General features: G+C 71.8%; 18 protein-coding genes. 5 read left to right on the forward strand and 13 right to left on the reverse strand.

All coding sequences use genetic code 11. The annotated features are described in order from the left end of the window. The first annotated feature begins 90 nt into the window (after positions 1-90). Positions 91-576, forward strand: a complete 486-nt coding sequence (locus TR48_RS27600) for a DUF2867 domain-containing protein (RefSeq protein ID WP_052443103.1) — start codon at positions 91-93, stop codon at positions 574-576. Between the two features lie 32 nt (positions 577-608). Here TR48_RS27600 and TR48_RS27605 read toward each other — a convergent pair whose 3' ends face one another. From TR48_RS27605 to TR48_RS27645, 9 genes are all read right to left on the reverse strand, one after another. Beyond that, entirely contained in the window at positions 609-1,937 is a 1,329-nt protein-coding gene (locus TR48_RS27605) for a UDP-glucose dehydrogenase family protein (RefSeq protein ID WP_042372267.1), read from the reverse strand. Positions 1,938-2,048: 111 nt separating this feature from the next. Beyond that, positions 2,049-3,419 carry a nucleobase:cation symporter-2 family protein gene (locus TR48_RS27610; RefSeq protein WP_042372268.1) on the reverse strand — a complete coding sequence of 457 codons (1,371 nt, stop codon included), beginning with the start codon at positions 3,417-3,419 and terminating at the stop codon, positions 2,049-2,051. A gap of 148 nt (positions 3,420-3,567) precedes the next feature. After that, a complete protein-coding gene (locus TR48_RS27615; RefSeq protein WP_052443105.1) occupies positions 3,568-3,879 on the reverse strand; it encodes a nuclear transport factor 2 family protein in 312 nt (103 codons plus the stop codon). Positions 3,880-4,028: 149 nt separating this feature from the next. Further along, positions 4,029-4,352 (reverse strand): DMT family transporter, encoded by a 324-nt coding sequence (locus TR48_RS27620; protein ID WP_042372319.1) that lies wholly within the window; start codon positions 4,350-4,352, stop codon positions 4,029-4,031. Between the two features lie 19 nt (positions 4,353-4,371). Next, positions 4,372-5,043: an HAD family hydrolase gene (locus TR48_RS27625; RefSeq protein WP_236652360.1), complete on the reverse strand. Its 672-nt coding sequence runs from the start codon at positions 5,041-5,043 to the stop codon at positions 4,372-4,374. Positions 5,044-5,151: 108 nt separating this feature from the next. Beyond that, entirely contained in the window at positions 5,152-6,306 is a 1,155-nt protein-coding gene (locus TR48_RS27630; RefSeq protein ID WP_084729811.1) for an ABC transporter ATP-binding protein, read from the reverse strand. Between the two features lie 43 nt (positions 6,307-6,349). After that, the gene (locus TR48_RS27635; protein WP_042372322.1) at positions 6,350-7,177 is read right to left on the reverse strand and encodes an ABC transporter permease; all 828 of its coding nucleotides are present in this window, start codon (positions 7,175-7,177) and stop codon (positions 6,350-6,352) included. A gap of 83 nt (positions 7,178-7,260) precedes the next feature. Further along, positions 7,261-8,145 (reverse strand): ABC transporter permease, encoded by an 885-nt coding sequence (locus TR48_RS27640; RefSeq protein ID WP_084729812.1) that lies wholly within the window; start codon positions 8,143-8,145, stop codon positions 7,261-7,263. Continuing rightward, on the reverse strand, positions 8,142-9,305 hold the full coding sequence (locus tag TR48_RS27645; protein WP_042372270.1) for an ABC transporter substrate-binding protein: 1,164 nt from the start codon (positions 9,303-9,305) through the stop codon (positions 8,142-8,144). Before TR48_RS27645 ends, TR48_RS27640 begins: the two co-directional genes overlap by 4 nt. 244 nt (positions 9,306-9,549) lie before the next feature. Here TR48_RS27645 and TR48_RS27650 point away from each other — a divergent pair, with 244 nt between their 5' ends. The 3 genes from TR48_RS27650 (at position 9,550) to TR48_RS27660 (ending at position 11,564) form a co-directional block, all read left to right on the forward strand. Beyond that, positions 9,550-10,293: a GntR family transcriptional regulator gene (locus TR48_RS27650; RefSeq protein WP_042372272.1), complete on the forward strand. Its 744-nt coding sequence runs from the start codon at positions 9,550-9,552 to the stop codon at positions 10,291-10,293. A gap of 68 nt (positions 10,294-10,361) precedes the next feature. Further along, on the forward strand, positions 10,362-10,931 hold the full coding sequence (locus TR48_RS27655; protein ID WP_042372274.1) for a TetR/AcrR family transcriptional regulator: 570 nt from the start codon (positions 10,362-10,364) through the stop codon (positions 10,929-10,931). A gap of 30 nt (positions 10,932-10,961) precedes the next feature. After that, complete coding sequence (locus TR48_RS27660; RefSeq protein WP_042372276.1) at positions 10,962-11,564, forward strand: DUF4865 family protein; 603 nt, start codon at positions 10,962-10,964, stop codon at positions 11,562-11,564. Positions 11,565-11,585: 21 nt separating this feature from the next. Here the strand turns inward: TR48_RS27660 and TR48_RS27665 are convergent, their stop codons facing one another. Beyond that, positions 11,586-12,815: an LCP family protein gene (locus TR48_RS27665; RefSeq protein ID WP_042372279.1), complete on the reverse strand. Its 1,230-nt coding sequence runs from the start codon at positions 12,813-12,815 to the stop codon at positions 11,586-11,588. Positions 12,816-12,984: 169 nt separating this feature from the next. Between TR48_RS27665 and TR48_RS27670 the strand changes: the two genes are divergently transcribed. Beyond that, positions 12,985-14,007: a glycosyltransferase family 2 protein gene (locus TR48_RS27670; protein ID WP_042372281.1), complete on the forward strand. Its 1,023-nt coding sequence runs from the start codon at positions 12,985-12,987 to the stop codon at positions 14,005-14,007. Positions 14,008-14,071: 64 nt separating this feature from the next. Here the strand turns inward: TR48_RS27670 and TR48_RS27675 are convergent, their stop codons facing one another. The 3 genes from TR48_RS27675 to TR48_RS27685 all read right to left on the reverse strand — a co-directional run bounded on the left by TR48_RS27675 (position 14,072) and on the right by TR48_RS27685 (position 18,354). After that, positions 14,072-15,748: an LCP family protein gene (locus tag TR48_RS27675; RefSeq protein WP_052443107.1), complete on the reverse strand. Its 1,677-nt coding sequence runs from the start codon at positions 15,746-15,748 to the stop codon at positions 14,072-14,074. Between the two features lie 30 nt (positions 15,749-15,778). Further along, positions 15,779-17,284: an LCP family protein gene (locus TR48_RS27680; protein WP_052443108.1), complete on the reverse strand. Its 1,506-nt coding sequence runs from the start codon at positions 17,282-17,284 to the stop codon at positions 15,779-15,781. 440 nt (positions 17,285-17,724) lie between these two features. Then, complete coding sequence (locus TR48_RS27685) at positions 17,725-18,354, reverse strand: LytR C-terminal domain-containing protein (RefSeq protein WP_052443110.1); 630 nt, start codon at positions 18,352-18,354, stop codon at positions 17,725-17,727. Positions 18,355-18,698 lie beyond the last annotated feature (344 nt).

Here is an 18,698-nt window from a genome sequence, read left to right on the forward strand (position 1 = left end):
CGAGTGGGAGAGTGGAGGCGAGCGGACACAGGCAGGGCCAGAAGGTCGACGAACCAGGGGGCGTTCGGAATGTCGTTCAGGGAATCGGCTGTGCGCAGGAACGTAGTTCCGGTCGCCGAGGCGGCGATCGCGAGCCTCGGCGGGTGTGACCACGTCGACGCGGTGGCCGTGGACCTCGCCGCCGGAACCACCGCGGTGGGCTTCACCCACTCCGTGCTGGCCGCGACCCCGGGGTGGGTGCACACGCTGCTGTCGTTGCGCGACGCGGCGATGAAACCGTTCGGGCTGCAGACGCAGACGCGGGTCGCCGCCGACCAGGTGACCATCGAGCCGGGCAGGCATCTCGGCCCGCTGCGCATCCTCACGGTCTCCGAGGAGGAGGTGCTGGCCGGGGACGACGACAAGCACCTGGACTTCCGCACCTCCTTCGCCGTGCGAACGGGGCCGCAGGGAGCGGAAGGCGTGTGCACCACCGTGGTGCGCTGTCACAACGGTGGTGGGCGCCTGTACTTCAGGGCGATCCGGCCCTTCCACAACCTCGTCGTCCCGCGCATCGTGGCGCGAGCGGCTCCGTAGCCCCCGGGGCGCGTTCCTCCCGGTCCGGACGACTACTCGCCCGGACGGCCGAGGGCGCGGTAGGTCCAGCCGGCGGAGCGCCAGGTGTGGGGGTCGAGGGCGTTGCGGCCGTCGAGGATGCGGCGATCGGACACGACGGCGCCGAGCGCGTCCGGGTCGAGGTCGCGGAACTCCTGCCACTCCGTCAGGTGGAGCACGACGCGGGCGCCGGTCGCCGCCTCCAGCGCGCTGTCGGCGAAGGACAGGCCGGGGAAGAGCTTGCGGGCGTTGTCCATGGCCTTCGGGTCGTAGACGGTGACCTGTCCGCCCTGGAGCTGGATCTGGGCCGCGACGTTGAGCGCGGGGGAGTCGCGCACGTCGTCGGAGTTCGGCTTGAAGGCCGCGCCGAGCACCGCGATCCGACGGCCCAGGAAGCCGCCGCCGCACTGTTCGCGGGCGAGCTCGACCATCCGCGAGCGGCGGCGCATGTTGATGGAGTCGACCTCGCGCAGGAAGGTGAGCGCCTGGTCCGCGCCGAGCTCGCCGGCCCGCGCCATGAACGCGCGGATGTCCTTGGGCAGGCAGCCGCCGCCGAAGCCGAGCCCGGCGTTGAGGAACCGGCCGCCGATCCGGTCGTCGTAGGCGAGCGCGGCGGAGAGCTGGACCACGTCCGCGCCGGACGCCTCGCAGACCTCGGCCATGGCGTTGATGAAGGAGATCTTCGTCGCCAGGAAGGAGTTGGCCGCGGTCTTCACCAGTTCGGCCGTCGGGTAGTCCGTCACCAGGAACGGCACGCCCGCGTCGATCAGCGGCGCGTAGAGTTCGCGCAGCACCGCCTCGGCGCGCCCGCCGGCGCGAACGCCGGCCACGAGCCGGTCCGGGCGCAGGGTGTCCTGCACGGCGTAGCCCTCGCGCAGGAACTCCGGGTTCCACGCCAGCTCCACGCTCGCGGCGATCTCCGCGGGCGCGCCCGCCGCGAGGCGCTCGGCCAGGCGCGCCGCGCTGCCGACCGGCACCGTGGACTTGCCCACGACGAGCGCGTTCTCCCGCAGGTGCGGGGCCAGCAGGTCGAACGCGGACTCGACGTAGCTCATGTCGCAGGCGAACTCGCCCTTGCGCTGCGGCGTGTTGGTGCACGCGAAGTGCACGTCGCCGAAGGCGCCGACCTCGGCCCAGTCTGAGGTGAAGCGGAGCCGCCCGGACTCGACGTGCTTGGCCAGCAGCGTGTCGAGTCCCGGCTCGTACATCGGGGTCAGGCCCTGGGAGAGCGTCGCGATCTTCTCCGGGTCGATGTCCAGGCCGAGCACTTCGTAGCCGAGCTCGGCCATGCAGGCGGCGTGAGTCGCACCCAGGTACCCGGTCCCGATGACGGTGATTCTCATGTTGAGGGAGCCTACCCGCTGCGGTCGCCCCCGCCGCGTCGGTGCCCGCAGCTCAGCGCACCGCAGCTCAGCGCGCCGCAGCTCAGCGCGCCGCAGCTCAGGTAACGCAGCTCAGTGCACCGCGGCCTCCCGCTCGCGGGGGAGCTCGGCCTCGGCCGCTCTGCCGCCGGGTCGGCCGAGCTGGTTGAAGAAGACGTTCAGCGTGACGGCCACCAGGCAGCCCGCGCTGATGCCGCTGTTCATGATCGTCTGCACCAGCGGCGGGAAGTGCGCGTAGAAGTTCGGGGCCGCGATCGGCAGCACGCCGAAGCCCAGGGCCACCGCGACGGTCAGCAGGTTGCCGCTCTCGTCGAGCCGCGCGGCGGTCAGCGTGCGGACGCCGCTGGCGGTGACCGTGCCGAAGAGGGCGAGGCCCGCGCCGCCGAGGACGGGCTGGGGGACGACGCTGACCACCGCGCCGGCGACGGGGAAGAGGCCGAGCAGGATCAGGATCACGCCGCTCGCCGCCACGACGTACCGGCTGCGCACCCTGGTCAGCGCGATCAGCCCGATGTTCTGGGCGAAGGCCGTGGCGGCGAAGCCGTTCAGGCAGGCGGCCAGGACGGTCGCCGCGCCGTCGGCGCGCAGGCCGCCCTCGATGGTGCGCTCGTCGGCGGGGCGCTCTACGATCTCGCCGAGGGCGAGCAGGTCGGCGGTGCTCTCGGTCATCGAGACCAGCATCACGATCAGCATCGAGATGATCGCGCCGAGCTGGAAGACCGGCGCGCCGAAGTGGAACGGTGAGGGCATCGAGAAGACCGGCACCTTGCCGAGCGCGCCGAAGTCGGTCTTGCCGAACGGGATCGCCAGCAGCGTGCCGACGGCGAGGCCCAGCAGGATGCTGATGCTGCCGAGGAAGCCGCTCAGGAAGCGGTTGAGCACCAGCACCACGGCCAGCGTCACGCCCGCGAGGGTGATGTTGGACGCAGAGCCGAAGTCCGCGGCGGCGGGGTTGCCGCCCTGCGCCCAGCTTGCCGCGACCGGGAAGAGCGAGAGGCCGATCAGGGTGATCACCGTGCCGCTGACCACGGGCGGGAAGAAGCGGTTGAACCTGGAGAACCAGGGCGCCGCCAGGAACGCCGCCGCTCCGGCGATCAGCAGGGCGCCGTAGATGGCGGGCAGGGCCTGGCCGGGATGGGACTGCTTGACGATGGCGAGCATCGGGGCGACCCCGGCGAAGCTGATGCCGTTGACGAACGGCAGACGCGAGCCGATCCGCCACACGCCCAGCGTCTGCAGCAGCGTGGCCAGGCCCGAGGTCAGCAGCGCTGCGCCGATCAGCAGGGTCAGCTCGCCGCCGGTGAGGCCGACCGCGGTGCCGATGATCAGCGGCGGTGCGACCACTCCGGCGTACATGGCGGCGATGTGCTGGAGGCCGTAGGCGAGCAGCTTGGGTGGGGGCAGCAGTTCGTCGACGGGGTGGGGCGCGGGAGAGGCGGGCACTCGGGACCTCCAGGGGGTGGAACTGGGGCGAGGGCGTTGTTCTCTCGAAATTCCGCGATGTGGTATCCGCTTTTCGATTGAAGGAAAACGTAGGTCCGCCCAAGGGGAGCGTCAACAGATTGTTGAGGGATTTGGAGGAACCTACACATCATCCGAACAGGGTGCGCTCCACATGCTGGGTGTCGGTGTACTCGCGCACCGAGACGATCTTCCCGTCCCGCACGGTGAAGACACCGAGGCACCGGTCGTCGTACACGTGGCCGTTCACGGTGACGCCCTTGGAGACCCACTCCGCCGCGACCTGCTCGCCGTCGGCGATCACGTTCGTGAGCGCGACCTCGGGGGTGCTGCCGGGTGCGAAGAGCGCGATCACGCCGCTGACGAAGGCCAGACGCCCGTAGGACAGGACCTGGCGGACGGTGTCCCCGGGCAGCCGCGCGGTGGTCAGCGCGTGCCGCATCGCGTCGGCGGCGTAGTTTGAAGCAGACCCACCACAGGCCGCACGCGGCGAGGAAGGCGATCGCGACGGACAGCACCTCGTCCGCGTGCAGCGGCCGTCCGGCGGCCACCGGGGCGCCGACGGAGACGATCGCCTCCCCGAGGGCGATTTCAGTGGGTCGCGCCGCCGAGGTTCAGCGCGATCACGCCGACGATGATCAGCGCGATCCCGACCAGCTTCCACAGGTTCGCGCCCTCGCCGAGGAAGACGAACCCGATCGCGGCCACCACGGCCGTGCCGACGCCCGACCAGATCGCGTACGCGCTGCTCACCGGAATCTGCTTCAGCGCCTGGCTCAGCAGCGCGAACGAGGCGATGTACCCGAGCACCACGACGGCGCTCGGGGCGAGGCGGGTGAAGCCGTGGGTGTACTTCAGCGAGACGGTCGCGCAGATCTCCGAGCAGATGGCGAGGGCCAGGCAGAGGGCGGGCATGCCGGTCACGCTACCCGGGTCACGCCGCGGCCGAGTCGAGCAGACCCTGCAGCAGGGACAGGTCGACGTCGAGCAGGCTGCGGACCACCGCGCGCCCCGGCGCGGGCAGGATCGGGGTCAGCGACGGCACCGCGACCACGGCCACGCCCGCGGCCTCGGCCGAGGCGACGCCGGTCGGGGTGTCCTCGACCGCCACGCAGTTGTCCGGCGAGGCGCCGAGCGCCTCCACAGCCGCGAGGTACGGGTCCGGCGCGGGCTTGGTCTGCGCCGTCTCGCCGGCCGCGAAGGACGTCGCGAAGCGACGCCGGCCGAGCGCGTCCAGCACCAGGTCCACCACGTGGCGCGGCGACGCGGAGACCAGCGCGGTGGCGATGCCGGCCCGGGCGAGCCCGTCCAGCAGCTCCAGCGCCCCGGGCAGCGGCACGACCTGCTGGCCCACCAGCTCCACGAACCGCGCGTCCAGCGCGGTCGCGATCGACCCCTCGGACCGGACGCCGTCGCAACGGCGGTACAGGTAGGCCGCGGTGTGCTCGACGGCCTGACCCAGGACGTCGGGGACGTCCTCCTCGCCCAGCGTCAGACCCAGTCTCGCCGCCTCTTCCTCCGCCGTCTGCCACCACAGGCCTTCGGTGTCGACGAGGGTGCCGTCCATGTCGAAGAGAACGGCCTGGAGGTTGGAGCGGGAGGGCACTTATCGGCCTTTCATCGAAGGGATGCGTTGCGCGAGGGCATGCGGGGGCCGCGGCCCTTCGGAAGCGCAGCCCCCCGAGCCGCGCCCCCGAAGGGCTGCGAGCGAGCGTCAGCGCCGGCTGTCGACCAGGACGGGACGCTCGGGCAGGGAGACGGTCACGCCGGTGCCCGCGGGCAGCTCGGCGGCGTCGTGGGTGGAGAGGTCCGCCTTCAGTGCGGTGCCGTCGGGCAGCTGGACGGTGAGGCGGGTGCTGGCGCCGAGGAAGGTCGTGCCGGTGACGACGGCGCCCTGGCCGCCGCCCGCAGTGACCAGGACGTTCTCGGGGCGGACGAGCACGTCCACCTCCGCGCGGAGCTCCGTCGTGCCGTCCACCGGGAGGCGCTGGCCCAGGAGTTCGACTGTCCTGCCGCCCTCGGTCAGGGCGCCGGGGATCCGGTTCATGGTGCCGACGAACTCGGCGACGAACGCCGTCGCGGGCCGGGCGTACAGCTCGGCCGGGGTGTCGCACTGCTCCATGCGGCCCGCGTGCATGACGGCGACGCGGTCCGCCATGGACAGCGCCTCCTCCTGGTCGTGGGTCACGAACAGGGTGGTGATGCCCAGCTCCTGCTGGAGGCGGCGGATCTCCTCGCGCAGGTTCAGACGCACCTTCGCGTCCAGCGCGGACAGCGGCTCGTCCAGCAGCAGCACGCGCGGCTGCAGGGCGAGGGCGCGCGCCAGCGCGATGCGCTGCTGCTGGCCCCCGGAGAGCTGGTGCGGGTAGCGGTCGCCGTGGGTCGGCAGACCCACCAGCTCCAGCAGCTCGTCCGCGCGGCGGTGGCGCTCGACCTTGCCGGTCTTGCGCATCTTGAGGCCGAAGGCCACGTTGTCACGCGCGTTCAGGTGCGGGAAGAGGCTGTACGACTGGAACACCATGCCCGCGTCACGGCGATGCGCGGGGATGCGGGTGACGTCCTCGCCGTCGACCAGCACCTGGCCCGAGTCCGGCGTCTCGAAGCCCGCCAGCATCCGCAGCGCGGTGGTCTTGCCGCATCCGGAGGGGCCGAGCAGGGCCAGCAGCTCGCCGGGGTTGACGGTCAGGTCGAGCCCGTCCAGCGCGGTGGTCGCGCCGAAGGTGCGGCGCAGGCCGACGAACTGGACGGTGGCGCCGGTGGACGAACCGGTGGCGGGCGCTGCGACAGCCGCAGGCGCCGAGGAGTCCGTCGGCCCCGCAGGGGACGGCACGGCGGCGACGGACGTCGCGGACGCGGGGTCGGTGGTCATGGACACTCCTGGAGCTCCTCGGAGGGTGGAACAGTCAAGTGGTTCAGTGCTGGGCCTGCGCGCGCCCGCGGCGCTCGCTGCCGATGGAGAGGACGAGCAGCAGCAGCCAGGTCAGCAGCAGGCTGACGATGGAGACGGCCACGGTGACGGGGCCCTGGCCGGCGCTGTTGCCGTTGACGATCCAGACGGCGAAGGGGACGTACCCGAGGATGGACGCCACGGTGAACTCACCCAGCACCAGGGCGAGGGTGATGAACGCGGTGTTCAGCATCGCGGCGCGCAGGTTCGGCAGGATCACGGTGACGATGGCCCGGCCACGGCTCGCGCCGTTGTTCTGGGCGGCCTCCAGCAGGGTGCGCACGTCCAGCGCGCGCATGCCCGCGTCCAGCGTGCGGAAGGCCAGCGGCAGGGCCATCACGACGTAGGCGAGCAGCAGCACGACGGGGAAGTTCGCGTTCTGCGCGTCGAGGAAGGTGGCGTAGAACGGCGTCGGCGCCAGGTTGTCGTTGCACCAGCGCAGCACGTCGGAGATGCCGGCGGTCAGCGCGATGGTCGGCACGACCAGGGGCAGGGTGCAGGTCAGCTCGACGACGGTGCGCAGCCGCGGGCTGCCCAGGCGGACCGCGACGACGGCCGGGATCAGCAGCAGGTAGACCAGCACGATGGTGCCGGCGGCCAGCAGCAGCGACAGCTGCAGAGCGGGCCAGAGTCCGGGCACGGTGAAGATCTGGCGGTACGCGTCGAGACTGAAGCCCTGGGGCGAGTTGTCGACGGTGAACCAGAGGGTGGTGCCGATCGGCACGAGGAAGTACAGCCCGGCGACGAGCAGCACCGTGCCGCGGCCCCAGCGGATCCGGGAGAGCCCGGCCAGCACGCCGCCGCGGGCGCCGGCGGGGCCGGGGCCGTTCGCGGTGCTCGGGGCGGGACGGCCCTCGGTGTTCAGGGCGGAGGCGGTCACACCAGCCATCGGGCGCTCCGGCGTTGCAGGGGGATGTAGATGACCATCACCAGCGTGGCGATCACGACCATGTCCAGGCTCATCGCCAGGGCGATGTTGGTGGCGTTCGGGTCGACGTTGCCGCTGAGCGCCGTGGCGATCTGCAGCGTGATCAGCGGGACGGTCGCGCCGACCATGGCGGCGGCGGTCGCGTACGCGGCGAAGGCACTGCCGAACAGCAGCACGAAGCCGCCGAGCAGCGAGGGGGTCAGCACGGGCAGGGCCACGTGGCGCCAGTACTGCCAACCCGTCGCGCCGTTGTTCTGGGCCGCCTCGCGCCACTGGCGGCGCAGGCCGTCCAGCGAGGGGATGACGCTCAGAACCATCAGCGGGATCAGGAAGTAGAGGTAGACCAGCGTCAGGCCGTTGAAGGAGTAGAGACTCCAGCCGTGCTGGTCGAGGTGCAGCTCGGTGGTCAGCATGCCGGCGTTGCCCAGGGTGGCCATGAAGGCGAAGGCCAGCGGCACGCCGCCGAAGTTGGCGAGCACGCCGGAGGCGCTCAGCACGGCCTTGCGCAGGAAGGCGAACCGGGAGGTGACCACGGCCTGCGCCACCAGCAGCCCGGCCACCACGGAGATCAGCGCGGAGAGCGCCGAGAGCTTGACGCTGCCGAGCAGCGCGTCGAGGTAGCCGCCGTGCAGCGAGGCGGTCAGGTTGCCCATCGTGTACTGGCTGGGCTTGCCGGGGTTGTACGTGGTGAACGCACCGTAGGCCATGGCCAGGGCGGGAACCCCGAAGGCCACGGCGACGAAGAGCAGCAGCGGGACGACGGCGAACCGGCCCGCCGCCGCCCGCTGGGGGCGGCGGCGAGCAGGCGTCGCGCTCAGGGGAGCGGTGCTCACCCGGCGATGGCCTTCGACCAGTTGGAGGCCACCACGGCCTTGGCCTTGGTGATCTGGTCCTGGCTCGGGACCGGCGCGGAACCGGTGACCGGGGGAAGCTTGGCGGCCAGGGAGGAGTCCAGGGTGCCGGCCGACTTCATCGAGTCCATCAGGATCGGGCGGGCGTAGCCGCTCAGGAAGCCGTTCTGGCCGTCGGTGGAGTAGAGGAACTCCTCCCACAGGCGGGCGGCGGCGGGGTGCGGTGCCCACTTGTTGATGGCCTGGTTGTAGTAACCGGCGTACTGGCCGTCCGACGGGACGTTGACCTGCCAGTTGATGCCCTTGGACTTGAACTCGTCGGAGTAGCCGGAGTTCAGGTAGTCCCAGTCGATGGTGATCGGGGTCTCGCCCGACTCGACGGTGGACTGCTTGGCCTGGACCGGGTTGAAGTTGCCGGACTTCTTCAGCTTGGTGAAGAAGTCGATGCCCGGCTGGATGTTGTCCAGCGAGCCGCCGTTGGCGATCGCGGCCGCGTAGACGGCGGAGAAGGCGGCGTTGGCCTGCGTCGGGTCACCGTTGAGGGCGACCATGCCCTTGTACTCCGGCTTGAGCAGGTCGGCGAAGGACTTCGGGCACTCCTTGACCTTGTTCAGGTTGCAGCCGATGGAGATGTAGCCGCCGTAGTCGTTGAACCAGGTGCCGTCGGTGGCGGCGTGGCCCGAGGGGATCTCGGCGAAGTTGGCGACCTTGTACGGGGCGAAGAGGCCCTGCTGCTGGCCCTGGACGGCGAAGGCACCGCCGACGTCGACGACGTCGGGCGCGCGGTCCTGGTTCTTGCGGGTCGTGATCGCGTTGATCTCGTCCTGCGAGGAACCCTCGGGGTTCTCGTCACTGATCTTGATGCCGTACTTGGCGGTGAAGGCGTCCATGAGCTTGCCGTAGCCGGCCCAGTCACGGGGGAGGGTGATGACGTTGAGCTGGCCCTCCTTCTTCGCGGCCGCGACGAGCGCGTCCATGCCGCCGAAGCCGGCGGCGGAGGTGGCGGTCGAGGCCTTGGCCGAGTCAGAGGAGCCGCCAGAGCCGGCGTTGACAGAGGCGGCGGAACCACAAGCGGTCAGCGCGAGTGCGGAAGCGACCAGTACGCCGGTCAGCGCGGCGGCCCGGGCGGAGGTGGAGGTCACGATGGTCTCCTGAGGAGGCGTCAGTGCAGTCGGATCGGAATCACTTGTCCGAACAAGTCGATGACAGTACGCCCGAGAATGGTGTCCTTTTGGTTAACGGCGCGTCAACACAGGCATGCCATTCCCCATCGGAATCCTCTGTCCCGATGGGACGTTTCGTCGACCGTGCACGTAACGGTACGATCACGCCGTTGCTGCCAGGGTGAACGACCGAGCGGCGCCGACAGGACAAGGAGTGCGCACAGTGGCGGCACGACACGAGGAGATCGCCGAGGCGCTGCGGCAGGCCATCGACCGCGGCGAGTACCCGGTGGGAGGGACGCTGCCGACCGAGACCGAGCTCTCGGCCCGCTACGGCGTCTCGCGCGGCACGGTCCGCCAGGCCGTGGCCGCGCTGACCGCGGAGGGCCGGATCGGCTCCCGTCAGGGCGCCCGGCGCGTGGTGCTGGGCAACCGCCGCAGCCAGAGCTTCGCCGAGCTGCGCAGCTTCGCCCAGTGGGCGGCGGCCATGGGCCGCACCGCCACCGGACGGGTGCTGGACCAGCACCGTCGCCCGGCGACCCTGGAGGACGCCGAGAAGCTGCAGATCAAGCCCGGCGACGAGGTCCTGCAGGTGCTGCGGGTGCGCGGCCTGGACGGCGAGCCGGTGCTGCTGGAACGCAACGTCTACGCCGCGTGGATGGCCGACGCCGTCGAGCGGCTGCCCGCCGACTGCACCTCGGTCGTCCAGGCGCTCTACGAGGACATCGGCATGATCTTCGCCTACGGCGAGCACGTCATCGACGCCGTCGCGGCGGGCGCGGAGGACGCGCGGCTGCTGGAGGTCCGTCGTGGCAGCCCGCTGCTGCGCATCCGCCGGGTGACCACGACCCCGGCCGGTCGTCCGATCGAGTGGTCCGACGACCGCTACGTCTCCGGCACGGTCAGCTTCACCGTCGCCAACTCCATCGGCTCCAACCCGCTGGCGCGCCAGGCCGGCCAGGCCTGAGCAACGGGGCGGGGGGCTCCGGGCTTCGGCTGTGGCTTCTGTACCTACTGGTATGTACAGTGGTCCGTATGAGCACCGACACCGCCCGGCGACTCGTCGAGAGCATGCGTGAACTCCTGTGGGAACGCGGCTACACGGGCACCAGCCCGAAGGCCGTGCTGCAGCGCGCCGGGGCCGGGCAGGGGAGCATGTACCACCACTTCTCCGGCAAGGCCGACCTGGCGCGGTCCGCGATCGACGCCACGGCGGCGGAGATGCGCGCCAAGGCCGACGCGGAGCTCTCCGGCCCCGGGCCCGCGCTCGACCGGCTCGCCGCGTACCTGCGCCGCGAGCGGGACGTGCTGCGCGGCTGCCCGATCGGCGGTCTCACCCAGGACGCCGAGCTCATGGCCGATCCGGCACTGCGCGCGCCGGTCACCGAGACGCTCGCGTGGCTGCGGGCGCGCCTCGCCGCGCTCCTCACGGAGGCCGTCGCCTGCGGCGAGCTGGCGCCGGCCCTCGACCCCGAGGCGACCGCCGCCGCCCTGGTGGCCACGCTCCAGGGCGGCTACGTGCTGGCCCGGGCGCAGGGCTCGCCGGAGCCGTTCGACCAGGCCGTCGCCGGGGTGCTGGGCCTGCTCTCGGCCTTCGGCGGCTGACTCCTCCACTCCGACCAGGGGGTTCGTTCCATGTACGCGATGCAGTACCCGATCACACTGCCGGCCGACTACGACATGGGGATCATCCGCAAGCGCGTCGAGGCCGCCTCCCCGATGCTGGACGACCGCGCCGGGCTCGGGTTCAAGGCCTACCTGCTGCGCGAGCGCGGAGTGGCGGGCTCGCCCGTCAACGAGTACGCGCCGTTCTACGTCTGGCGCGACACGGCCGCGATGGCGCGGTTCCTGCTCGGCGGGGGCGGCTTCCAGAACATCATCCGCAGCTTCGGGCGTGTGCCCGTCCCCACCTGGCTCGGCGCGGCGGTGCTCGCGGGGCCGGCTCGCGGCGGGGGATCCGTCCTGGCGACGCGCCGGGTCGCCCCGCTGCCGACGGACGCCGACGAGGCCCAGGACGGCCTGGGACTGACGGAACTGATGGGCCGTGAGGTCGCGGCCCTGCGCGAGCTCGCGGCGGACCCTGGGGTGCACACGGCGGTGCTGGCGGTCGACCCGCACAGCTGGCAGTCGGTCACCCTCGTCCTGTGGGGCGAGGGCGCCGAGCCGTCCGGCACCGCCGGGGCGGACCACTACGAGGTCCTCCACGTGTCGGCGCCGGAGCTCGACCGGCTCGGCTGACCCTCGCCCCGGATCCTCGGATCAGCTCGAGAACGACGGGACCTTGGTGTCGTTCTTGAACGCGTCGAAGATCTGCTGGGCCTCGGTCATGTTCCACTTCACGGCGTCGCCGTCGGTCGCGGTCATGTAGTTCGCGTCGGCGATCGGCACGGTGACGCTCTTGCCGTTGCCGCTCTTGAGGTCCTTCATGGCGAAGAACATCGAGGCGAGGTCGGTCAGCCCGGTGCCGTTGTCGACCTGCAGCATGGACAGGCCGCTGTCCATGGTCGGGTAGAGCGTGAACGGGTTGAGCAGCACGCCGGGCGAGGTCGCCTTGTGGGCGAGCGCGTTCAGGAACTGCTGCTGGTGCTGCATGCGGGCGAGGTCCTGGGTGGCCTCCTGGTGGCGCTCGCGGACGAAGGCGAGGGCCTCGGCGCCGTTCAGGGTCTGGCAGCCGGCCTTGAGGTTCGCCCCGGACGCCTTGTCGACGATCCCGTGGTCGAGGCACATGTCGACGCCGCCCACGTCGTCCACGACGTTGACGAAGCCGGAGAAGCCGATCTCGGCGTAGTGGTCGATGTGCAGGCCGGTGTTGTACTCGACCGTCTTGACCAGCAGCGGGCCGTCGCCCTCGGCGAAGGCGGCGTTGATCTTGTGCTTGGCCTGGGCGTGCTGGACGCCCTTGCTGTCGGTCCAGGCGGGGATGGTGACGTAGGAGTCCCGGGGGATGCTCATCAGCGTGTCCCCGTTCGAGCCGATGTGCAGGATCATCATCGAGTCGGTGCGGGCGCCGGTGTCGTAGCCGGTGTGCAGGCGCTGCTGGTCCGCGGTGGTGAGCCCGGCGCGGCTGTCCGAGCCGAGGATCAGCCAGTTGGTGCCCTTGCCCGCAGGCGGGCGGCCGGCGTAGTCGGTGAGCACGTTGCTCTTGTTGAGCTTGGTGCTGGCCCAGGCGTAGGTGCCGCCGCCGACCGCGAGCACGGTGACCACCAGCACGGTCGCGGTCAGGCGGATCTTGCGGCCGCGCGACCACGGGCGGCGCGTCCCGCTCACGCCCGGACGTCCCGGTCCGCCTGGCCCGCCCGGACCTCCGGGGCCGCTCGGCCCGGTCGGTCCGCCGGAGCCGTTCGACAGCGTGTCGGGGGCGTACGAGGGCGCGCCCACGGCGGTCCCGGCCGGCCTGCGCGGGCGCTGGCGACCGGGCGCGGAGTTGCGCGGGTTCAGCTCGGGCGGCAGGGGCGGCTCGCTACCGGGCCACTGGGACATCTCGCTCATGGCAACCGAGCATGCCTGCTCTCCCGGCCGATCGGTAGGACGAACAGGGCAAATCGGAGAGCTGTAGCAAAGCTGATGCGAATCGTCCATCGGATCAGCACGACCGTTCGAGGCCGTGACGTGACCCTTTTGGAACTCGTCCGGCGACCCGCTGTACGGTGGCGGCACTATGGTCGCCACACCCCTCCCCGCCGTCTCCGTGATCATGCCGGTCCTCAACGAGGAGCGGCATCTGCGCACCGCCGTCGAGCGCATCCTGGAGCAGGAGTACGACGGCGCGATCGAGGTCGTGATCGCCCTCGGCCCGTCCTCGGACCGCACCGACGAGATCGCCGCGCAGCTCGTCGCGGAGACCGCCGGCACCGCGCGGGAGGTGCACACCGTCCCCAATCCGACCGGCCGGACCCCCGCCGGGCTCAACGCCGCGATCAAGGGCTCGCGCTTCCCCGTCGTGGTCCGCGTCGACGGTCACGGCCTGCTCACCCCCGGTTACATCGCCGCCGCCGTCCGCCTGCTCGACGAGCGGGGCGCGGCCAACGTCGGCGGCATCATGGCGGCCGAGGGCGAGACCGAGTGGGAGAAGGCCGTCGCGGCCGCGATGACCTCCCGGATCGGCGTCGGCAACGCCGCCTTCCACACCGGCGGCGAGGCCGCGCCCGCCGAGACGGTGTACCTCGGGGTCTTCCGCCGCGAGGTACTGGAGCAGCAGGGCGGGTACAACGAGGAGTTCATCCGCGCCCAGGACTGGGAGCTGAACTACCGCATCCGCCAGGACGGCGGCCTGATCTGGTTCACCCCGGAGCTGAAGGTCACCTACCGCCCGCGCCCCAGCGTGCGCGCGCTGGCCAAGCAGTACAAGGACTACGGTCGCTGGCGCCGCGTGGTCACCCGCTACCACCGCGGCTCGGTCAACCTGCGCTACCTCGCCCCGCCGGCTGCCCTGCTCGGCTGCGCGGCCGGCCTGGTCGCGGGCGTCGCGCTGACGCCGGTCGCCCTCGTCGTCCCCGGCGGGTACGCGGCGGCGATCCTGCTCGGCTCGCTCAAGGAGGGTCGGGGCCTGTCGGCCTCCGCTCGCGCGCAGCTGCCGGTGGCGCTGGCCACCATGCACATGTCCTGGGGCTGGGGCTTCCTGACCAGCCCGCGCTCGCTGGCCCGCAAGGTCATCGCGAGCACCGCCTCCCGGCCCGAGTGACGGGCGCCGGACGCCGCCCCGCCAAGCGTGCCGGGGCGGCGTCCGCGTCGCGAGGCTCAGTGCCTCACGGCGTCGTGTAGGGGCGGTAGCCGGGCGGCTGGGGGACGTGCGGGGGCGTGCCCGACCACTGGTAGGGCTTGTAGACGTCCATGCACTGACCGCTGTCGGCCTGGGCGTTCTGGGTGACGGCGGAGGTCGGCACGGCCCCCTGCTTGGGCAGGGTGTCGCGGAAGTCGAAGCCGCTCGGCCAGTCGCTGCCGACGCGCAGCACCAGGTGCGTGACCGACGGGTCGGCCTTCAGCGTGCTCGGCGTCAGGTCCAGCGCCGCGGCGACGGCCTGCGCCTGCGCCTGGTCCGCGGCGGGGTAGCTGAGCTGGGTCGTGCCGGTGACGTCTGCGGTGTCCCGCACCGCCGCGGTGAAGCCCGCCGCGACCAGATGGCCCGTCATCTGTTGGCCGCGGCCCGCGGCTCCGGCGTTCTGCACCGAGATCCGGACGCTCGCCCTGTCCAGCGGCGGGCTGCTGCTCGGCGTCGCGGACGGCGAGGGGCTCGGGGAGGGCGCGGGCTCCGTGCCGCCCTTGTCGAGCGGGATGTCGTTGGCGATCATCGAGAAGACCTTGTCGCTGTCGGCGTCCAGGGCCGGCACCCAGTTGTTCGGGTCGCCTTGGCCGGGGGCCGTCATCTGGTCGAACGGGATGGTCACCGTGGTCACCCGGCTGGCCGGCACCTTGTTGAACTCGATCGCCAGGGAGGCCATCGCCTCGATGCTCTTCAGTCCCGGGTCCACGGTCAGTGCCGACGTCGCCGTCTGCGCGAGCGTGTTGACGGTGCCGGGGTCGAGCAGCGTGTTCGCCGACTTCATCTTGCGGATCATCGAGTTCAGGTACAGGTGCTGGGCGTGGGTGCGGCCGATGTCCGTGCCGTCCTCCCAGGCGTGCCGGGTGCGCAGCCACTCCAGCGCCTGGACGCCGAAGATGGTGTGCAGGCCGGCCGGCAGCACCAGGTCCGAGCCGACCTCGTGCTCGCCGTCGGTGTCGTAGCTGATCTGGTAGTCGGCGACGTTCTCCTTGGTGCACACCTGCACGCCGCCGACCGCGTCGGCCATCTTCACCACGCCGGAGAAGTCCAGCATCACGAAGTGGTCGATCTGGATGTGCGTCAGGCTCTCCCAGGTGTCGACCACGCAGCTTGGTCCGTAGGCCAGCGTCTCGGTGATCTTCCGGTGTCCGAGCTGCTTGCCCCCGCAGTCGTACGGCTGGACCCAGGTGTCGCGCGGCATGCTGGTGATCGAGGCGTTGGTGCGGTCCGCGGATATGTGGACCAGCATCTCCACGTCCGCGTGCGGCGGCCCGCCGACGGAGGACGTCGAGCCGCCGAGGCTCACGTCGTCCGCGTTGTCGCGCGAGTCCGAGCCGATGACCAGCACGTTGATGGGCAGGCTGCCGCCCGAGGGCTTCTCGGCCACGGTCGACGGCGCCGGGCCGCCGCCTGAGTGGAGCGGCTCGGCGTGGATGTTGCTGTCGAGCACCTTCAGGTAGACGTAGAGCCCGGCCGCCGACAGCAGCACCGTCGACGAGACCGCGACGGCCGTCCACTTGAGCACCCGTCTGCGACGCCCCGGTTTCTTCCGGTGCCCGCCGCCGTCCTTGCCGGCCCTGCTGTCCCCGACGGCGCCGCGCCGTCCGGCGGCCCCGCGCACGGCGACCGGGCCGCCCTCCTCCGGTGGCAACTCCTCGCTCAACTCCGTACCCCCCTCCTGGATCCGCCCCGGTCAGCCGTTGGCCTGCGGCACGCTCGGCGGGGTCGAGCCGGTCCAGCTGTAGATGTAATGGTTCTGGCCTGGTGCGAACGCGGCGTAGGGAGCCGGGTTGACGTCCATGCACTGCGACGAGTCCGACGCGGTCTGGTACTCCGCGTCGGTCGGCAGGCCACCGCTCGGCGGAGCGGCCTGCGGGAACGTCGTCCCCGTCTTCCAGTCGGCGCCGAGCTGGAGCGTCAGGCCCGTCGCCGACGCGGAGCTCTTGAGCGCCGTCGTCGGCAGCTTCAGCGCCGCCCCCACGGCCTGGGCCTGCGCCTGTTCCGAGCTCGGGTAGAGCAGGGTCGTCACGCCGTAGTCGACCAGGCGGGTGTCCCGTACCGCATGCGCGAAGCCGTCGGCGGCGAGTGCGTCGGTGATCACCTGGCCGCGGTGGGTGACGCCGCTGCCGTTCTCCACGTCGAGGTGGACGGCTGCCTTGTCGACCGGCGCCGACGGCGCCGACGGCGTCGGCGTGGCCGACGGGCTCGGGCTGCCGGCGGCGCCCTTGCCGTCCAGCGGCGTGTCGGCGGCCAGCTTCGCGAACAGCCCGCTCGCCGAGCCGTTGAGAACCACCGGCAGGTTGTTCGGCGTGGCGGGGTCCGGCTGGAAGTGGTGCGGCACCGTCACCGTGGTGATCCGGTCGGACGGCACCTTGTCGAGGTCCACGGCCAGCGAGCTGAGCGCCTCGATGCTGCCCAGGCCCTGGTCCATGGAGACGGCGTGGGTCGCCGCCTGCGCCAGCGAGTTCAGCTTGAACGGGTTCGCGACGGTCCCGACGGACTTCATCTGGCGGATCATCGAGTTCAGGTAGAGGTGCTGCGCCTTGGCCCGGCCGACGTCGCTGCCGTCCCCGAAGGCGTGCCGGGTGCGCAGCCACTCCAGCGCCTGGACGCCGGTCACCTTGTGCGTGCCCGCCGGCAGCTCCAGGTGGGAGCCGATCTCGTGCCACTGGCCCTCGAAGTACTGGCGCTGGTAGTCCATCACGTTCTGGCGGGTGCACACGTCGACGCCGCCGACGGCGTCGGCCATCTTCACCACGCCGGAGAAGTCCACCATCACCCAGTGGTCGATGTGGATGTGCGTCAACGCCTCCCAGGTGTCGACCACGCAGCCAGGGACGTTGTAGTTCAGGCTGTTGGTGATCGGCTCGAAGGTCCGGGCGCGGTGCGTCACGCCCTTGGCGTCGGTGCAGGCGGGGACGGACACCCGGGTGTCGCGCGGGATGCTGAGGATGGACGCGTTGCTGCGGTCGGCGGAGACGTGCAGCAGCATCTCGACGTCCGCGTGCGGGGCGCTGCCGTCGCAGGAGCCGCCGAGGTCGCAGTCGGCCGCAGAGGACCGGCCGTCGGAGCCGATGACCAGGATGTTCAGCGGCACGTGTCCGAACTTGTCCGGTTTGGGCGCGGCGACGTCGACCTTTCCGTTGCCGAGGGCCCCCGTCTGGAAATTGGAATCGAGAATCTTGACGTAGACGTACATTCCACCGGCGGCGACGAGGACCGAGGTCGCCGCGCCGATGGCGGTCCATTTCAGAATTCGGCGGCCGCGGGAGGTATTCCTGCCGCTGCCGCCGGTCCGCCCGGGCTTTCGGGCGGCGCTTCGACCTCCGCTACGGGGCGTTTGTTCTGATGTGTCCGAAACGGCCACATCAGCGCGGTGGTCCTGGTGGTTCAAGGGTCGGTCCCCCCTCGGCGAAGTCCGGTCCACAGCCCTGCCCCCGCGCGCTGCGTCCGCAAACTTTAGCGATTCGTTGCCAGTGCTTCACGGGAGGGAGGCGACCGGGCCGAGAAAACGAAATCCCTAATTCCGGCGCGGCGTGTCACGCACCGTGCCCAAGGAATTCCACTCGGTTCACGACTCGCGGAACCTCCCCGGGCAGCACGGACGCAGCCGTACGGCGATCGGTTCCCGGCCGTCGATCAGCAGAGGGAAAAAGGTCTACCGACCCCGCGGAAGTCCGCGCCGAGCGTCAGCACCATGGGGTCCCTGAGCCCCTTGGAGGTGCCGTTCCCGTGCAACGCGGAGGCGGGCAGGCCGAGGGCGGCGACCAGGGTGCGGGCCTGGTCCGCGTGGTTCGGCGCGTAGACGAGCGTGGTGGCGGACTGGTGGGCGGCCGGGCCGCCGTTGCTGGTCCGCAGGTACTTCTCGGTGTTCTGCATCCAGCTCAGCACCGCCTCGGCCTGCCCGATGGTGCCGCTGCCGTTCAGCACCGTCACCCGGACGTCGAGGGGCTTCGCCCTCGGCCCCGAGGCAGGGAACGTCGTGTCGGCGGTGTCGGCCGTGCAGCTCGGCGTCGCCGGAGCGGCGGCGGACGCCGTGGGCGACGCCGCGTCCTGGGCGGTGGTGCTCTTCGCCGCGGAGCCGCCGTGGAGCAGCAGGAAGCCGCCCAGGGGCGCCAGCACGAGAAAGCCCACCGCGGCCGCCACCCAGGGGCCGCTGCGGGAGCCTCCGCGCCCGCGGGCTCTGGCCTTCGCGCGGGACCCCGCGGCCGCACCGGCGCCGGGGCCGCCCGCCCGTCGCCTGCCGCCGCCCTTGCCGCGCGTGCCCACCCGTCGCTCCGTTCCCCGCCCGCTTCCGGTCGGCCGTCGGCCGCCGGGCTGTTCCTGGGGCGTCAGCGTAACGGGAGCGGGTCAGGGCGTGGGCGGGACGTCCTGCGCCCCCGCCGGCCCGGCGAACGTCGCCGCCGGGCCCGGCACGGCCGTCCCCCGCCATGTCGGCGGGGGCGGCGGGCCCCGCCGCGCACCCCGCCGCCAACCGGGCACGCCCCAGCGCGGCCTGACCGGCTTTCACCGGTCCGGGTGACGCCGACGAGGGCACGGCGGGGGGACGGGGCCTCGCGGTCGGGCGTCGCGGTGGCGCGTGGCGGGGGGGGGGGTGCCGGGGGGGTGGGTGG

This window comes from Streptacidiphilus neutrinimicus, from assembly GCF_000787815.1.
Taxonomy (GTDB): Bacteria; Actinomycetota; Actinomycetes; order Streptomycetales; family Streptomycetaceae; genus Streptacidiphilus; species Streptacidiphilus neutrinimicus.

Bases quoted from the DNA above. Each gene is read 5' to 3' on its own strand.
- TR48_RS27655 (WP_042372274.1), top strand. From the start codon at position 10,362: ATGAGCACCGACACCGCCCGGCGACTCGTCGAGAGCATGCGTGAACTC.
- TR48_RS27680 (WP_052443108.1), bottom strand. From the start codon at position 17,284: ATGTACGTCTACGTCAAGATTCTCGATTCCAATTTCCAGACGGGGGCC.
- TR48_RS27670 (WP_042372281.1), top strand. From the start codon at position 12,985: ATGGTCGCCACACCCCTCCCCGCCGTCTCCGTGATCATGCCGGTCCTC.
- TR48_RS27630 (WP_084729811.1), bottom strand. From the start codon at position 6,306: ATGACCACCGACCCCGCGTCCGCGACGTCCGTCGCCGCCGTGCCGTCC.
- TR48_RS27605 (WP_042372267.1), bottom strand. From the start codon at position 1,937: ATGAGAATCACCGTCATCGGGACCGGGTACCTGGGTGCGACTCACGCC.
- TR48_RS27620 (WP_042372319.1), bottom strand. From the start codon at position 4,352: ATGCCCGCCCTCTGCCTGGCCCTCGCCATCTGCTCGGAGATCTGCGCG.
- TR48_RS27665 (WP_042372279.1), bottom strand. From the start codon at position 12,815: ATGAGCGAGATGTCCCAGTGGCCCGGTAGCGAGCCGCCCCTGCCGCCC.
- TR48_RS27660 (WP_042372276.1), top strand. From the start codon at position 10,962: ATGTACGCGATGCAGTACCCGATCACACTGCCGGCCGACTACGACATG.
- TR48_RS27615 (WP_052443105.1), bottom strand. From the start codon at position 3,879: ATGCGGCACGCGCTGACCACCGCGCGGCTGCCCGGGGACACCGTCCGC.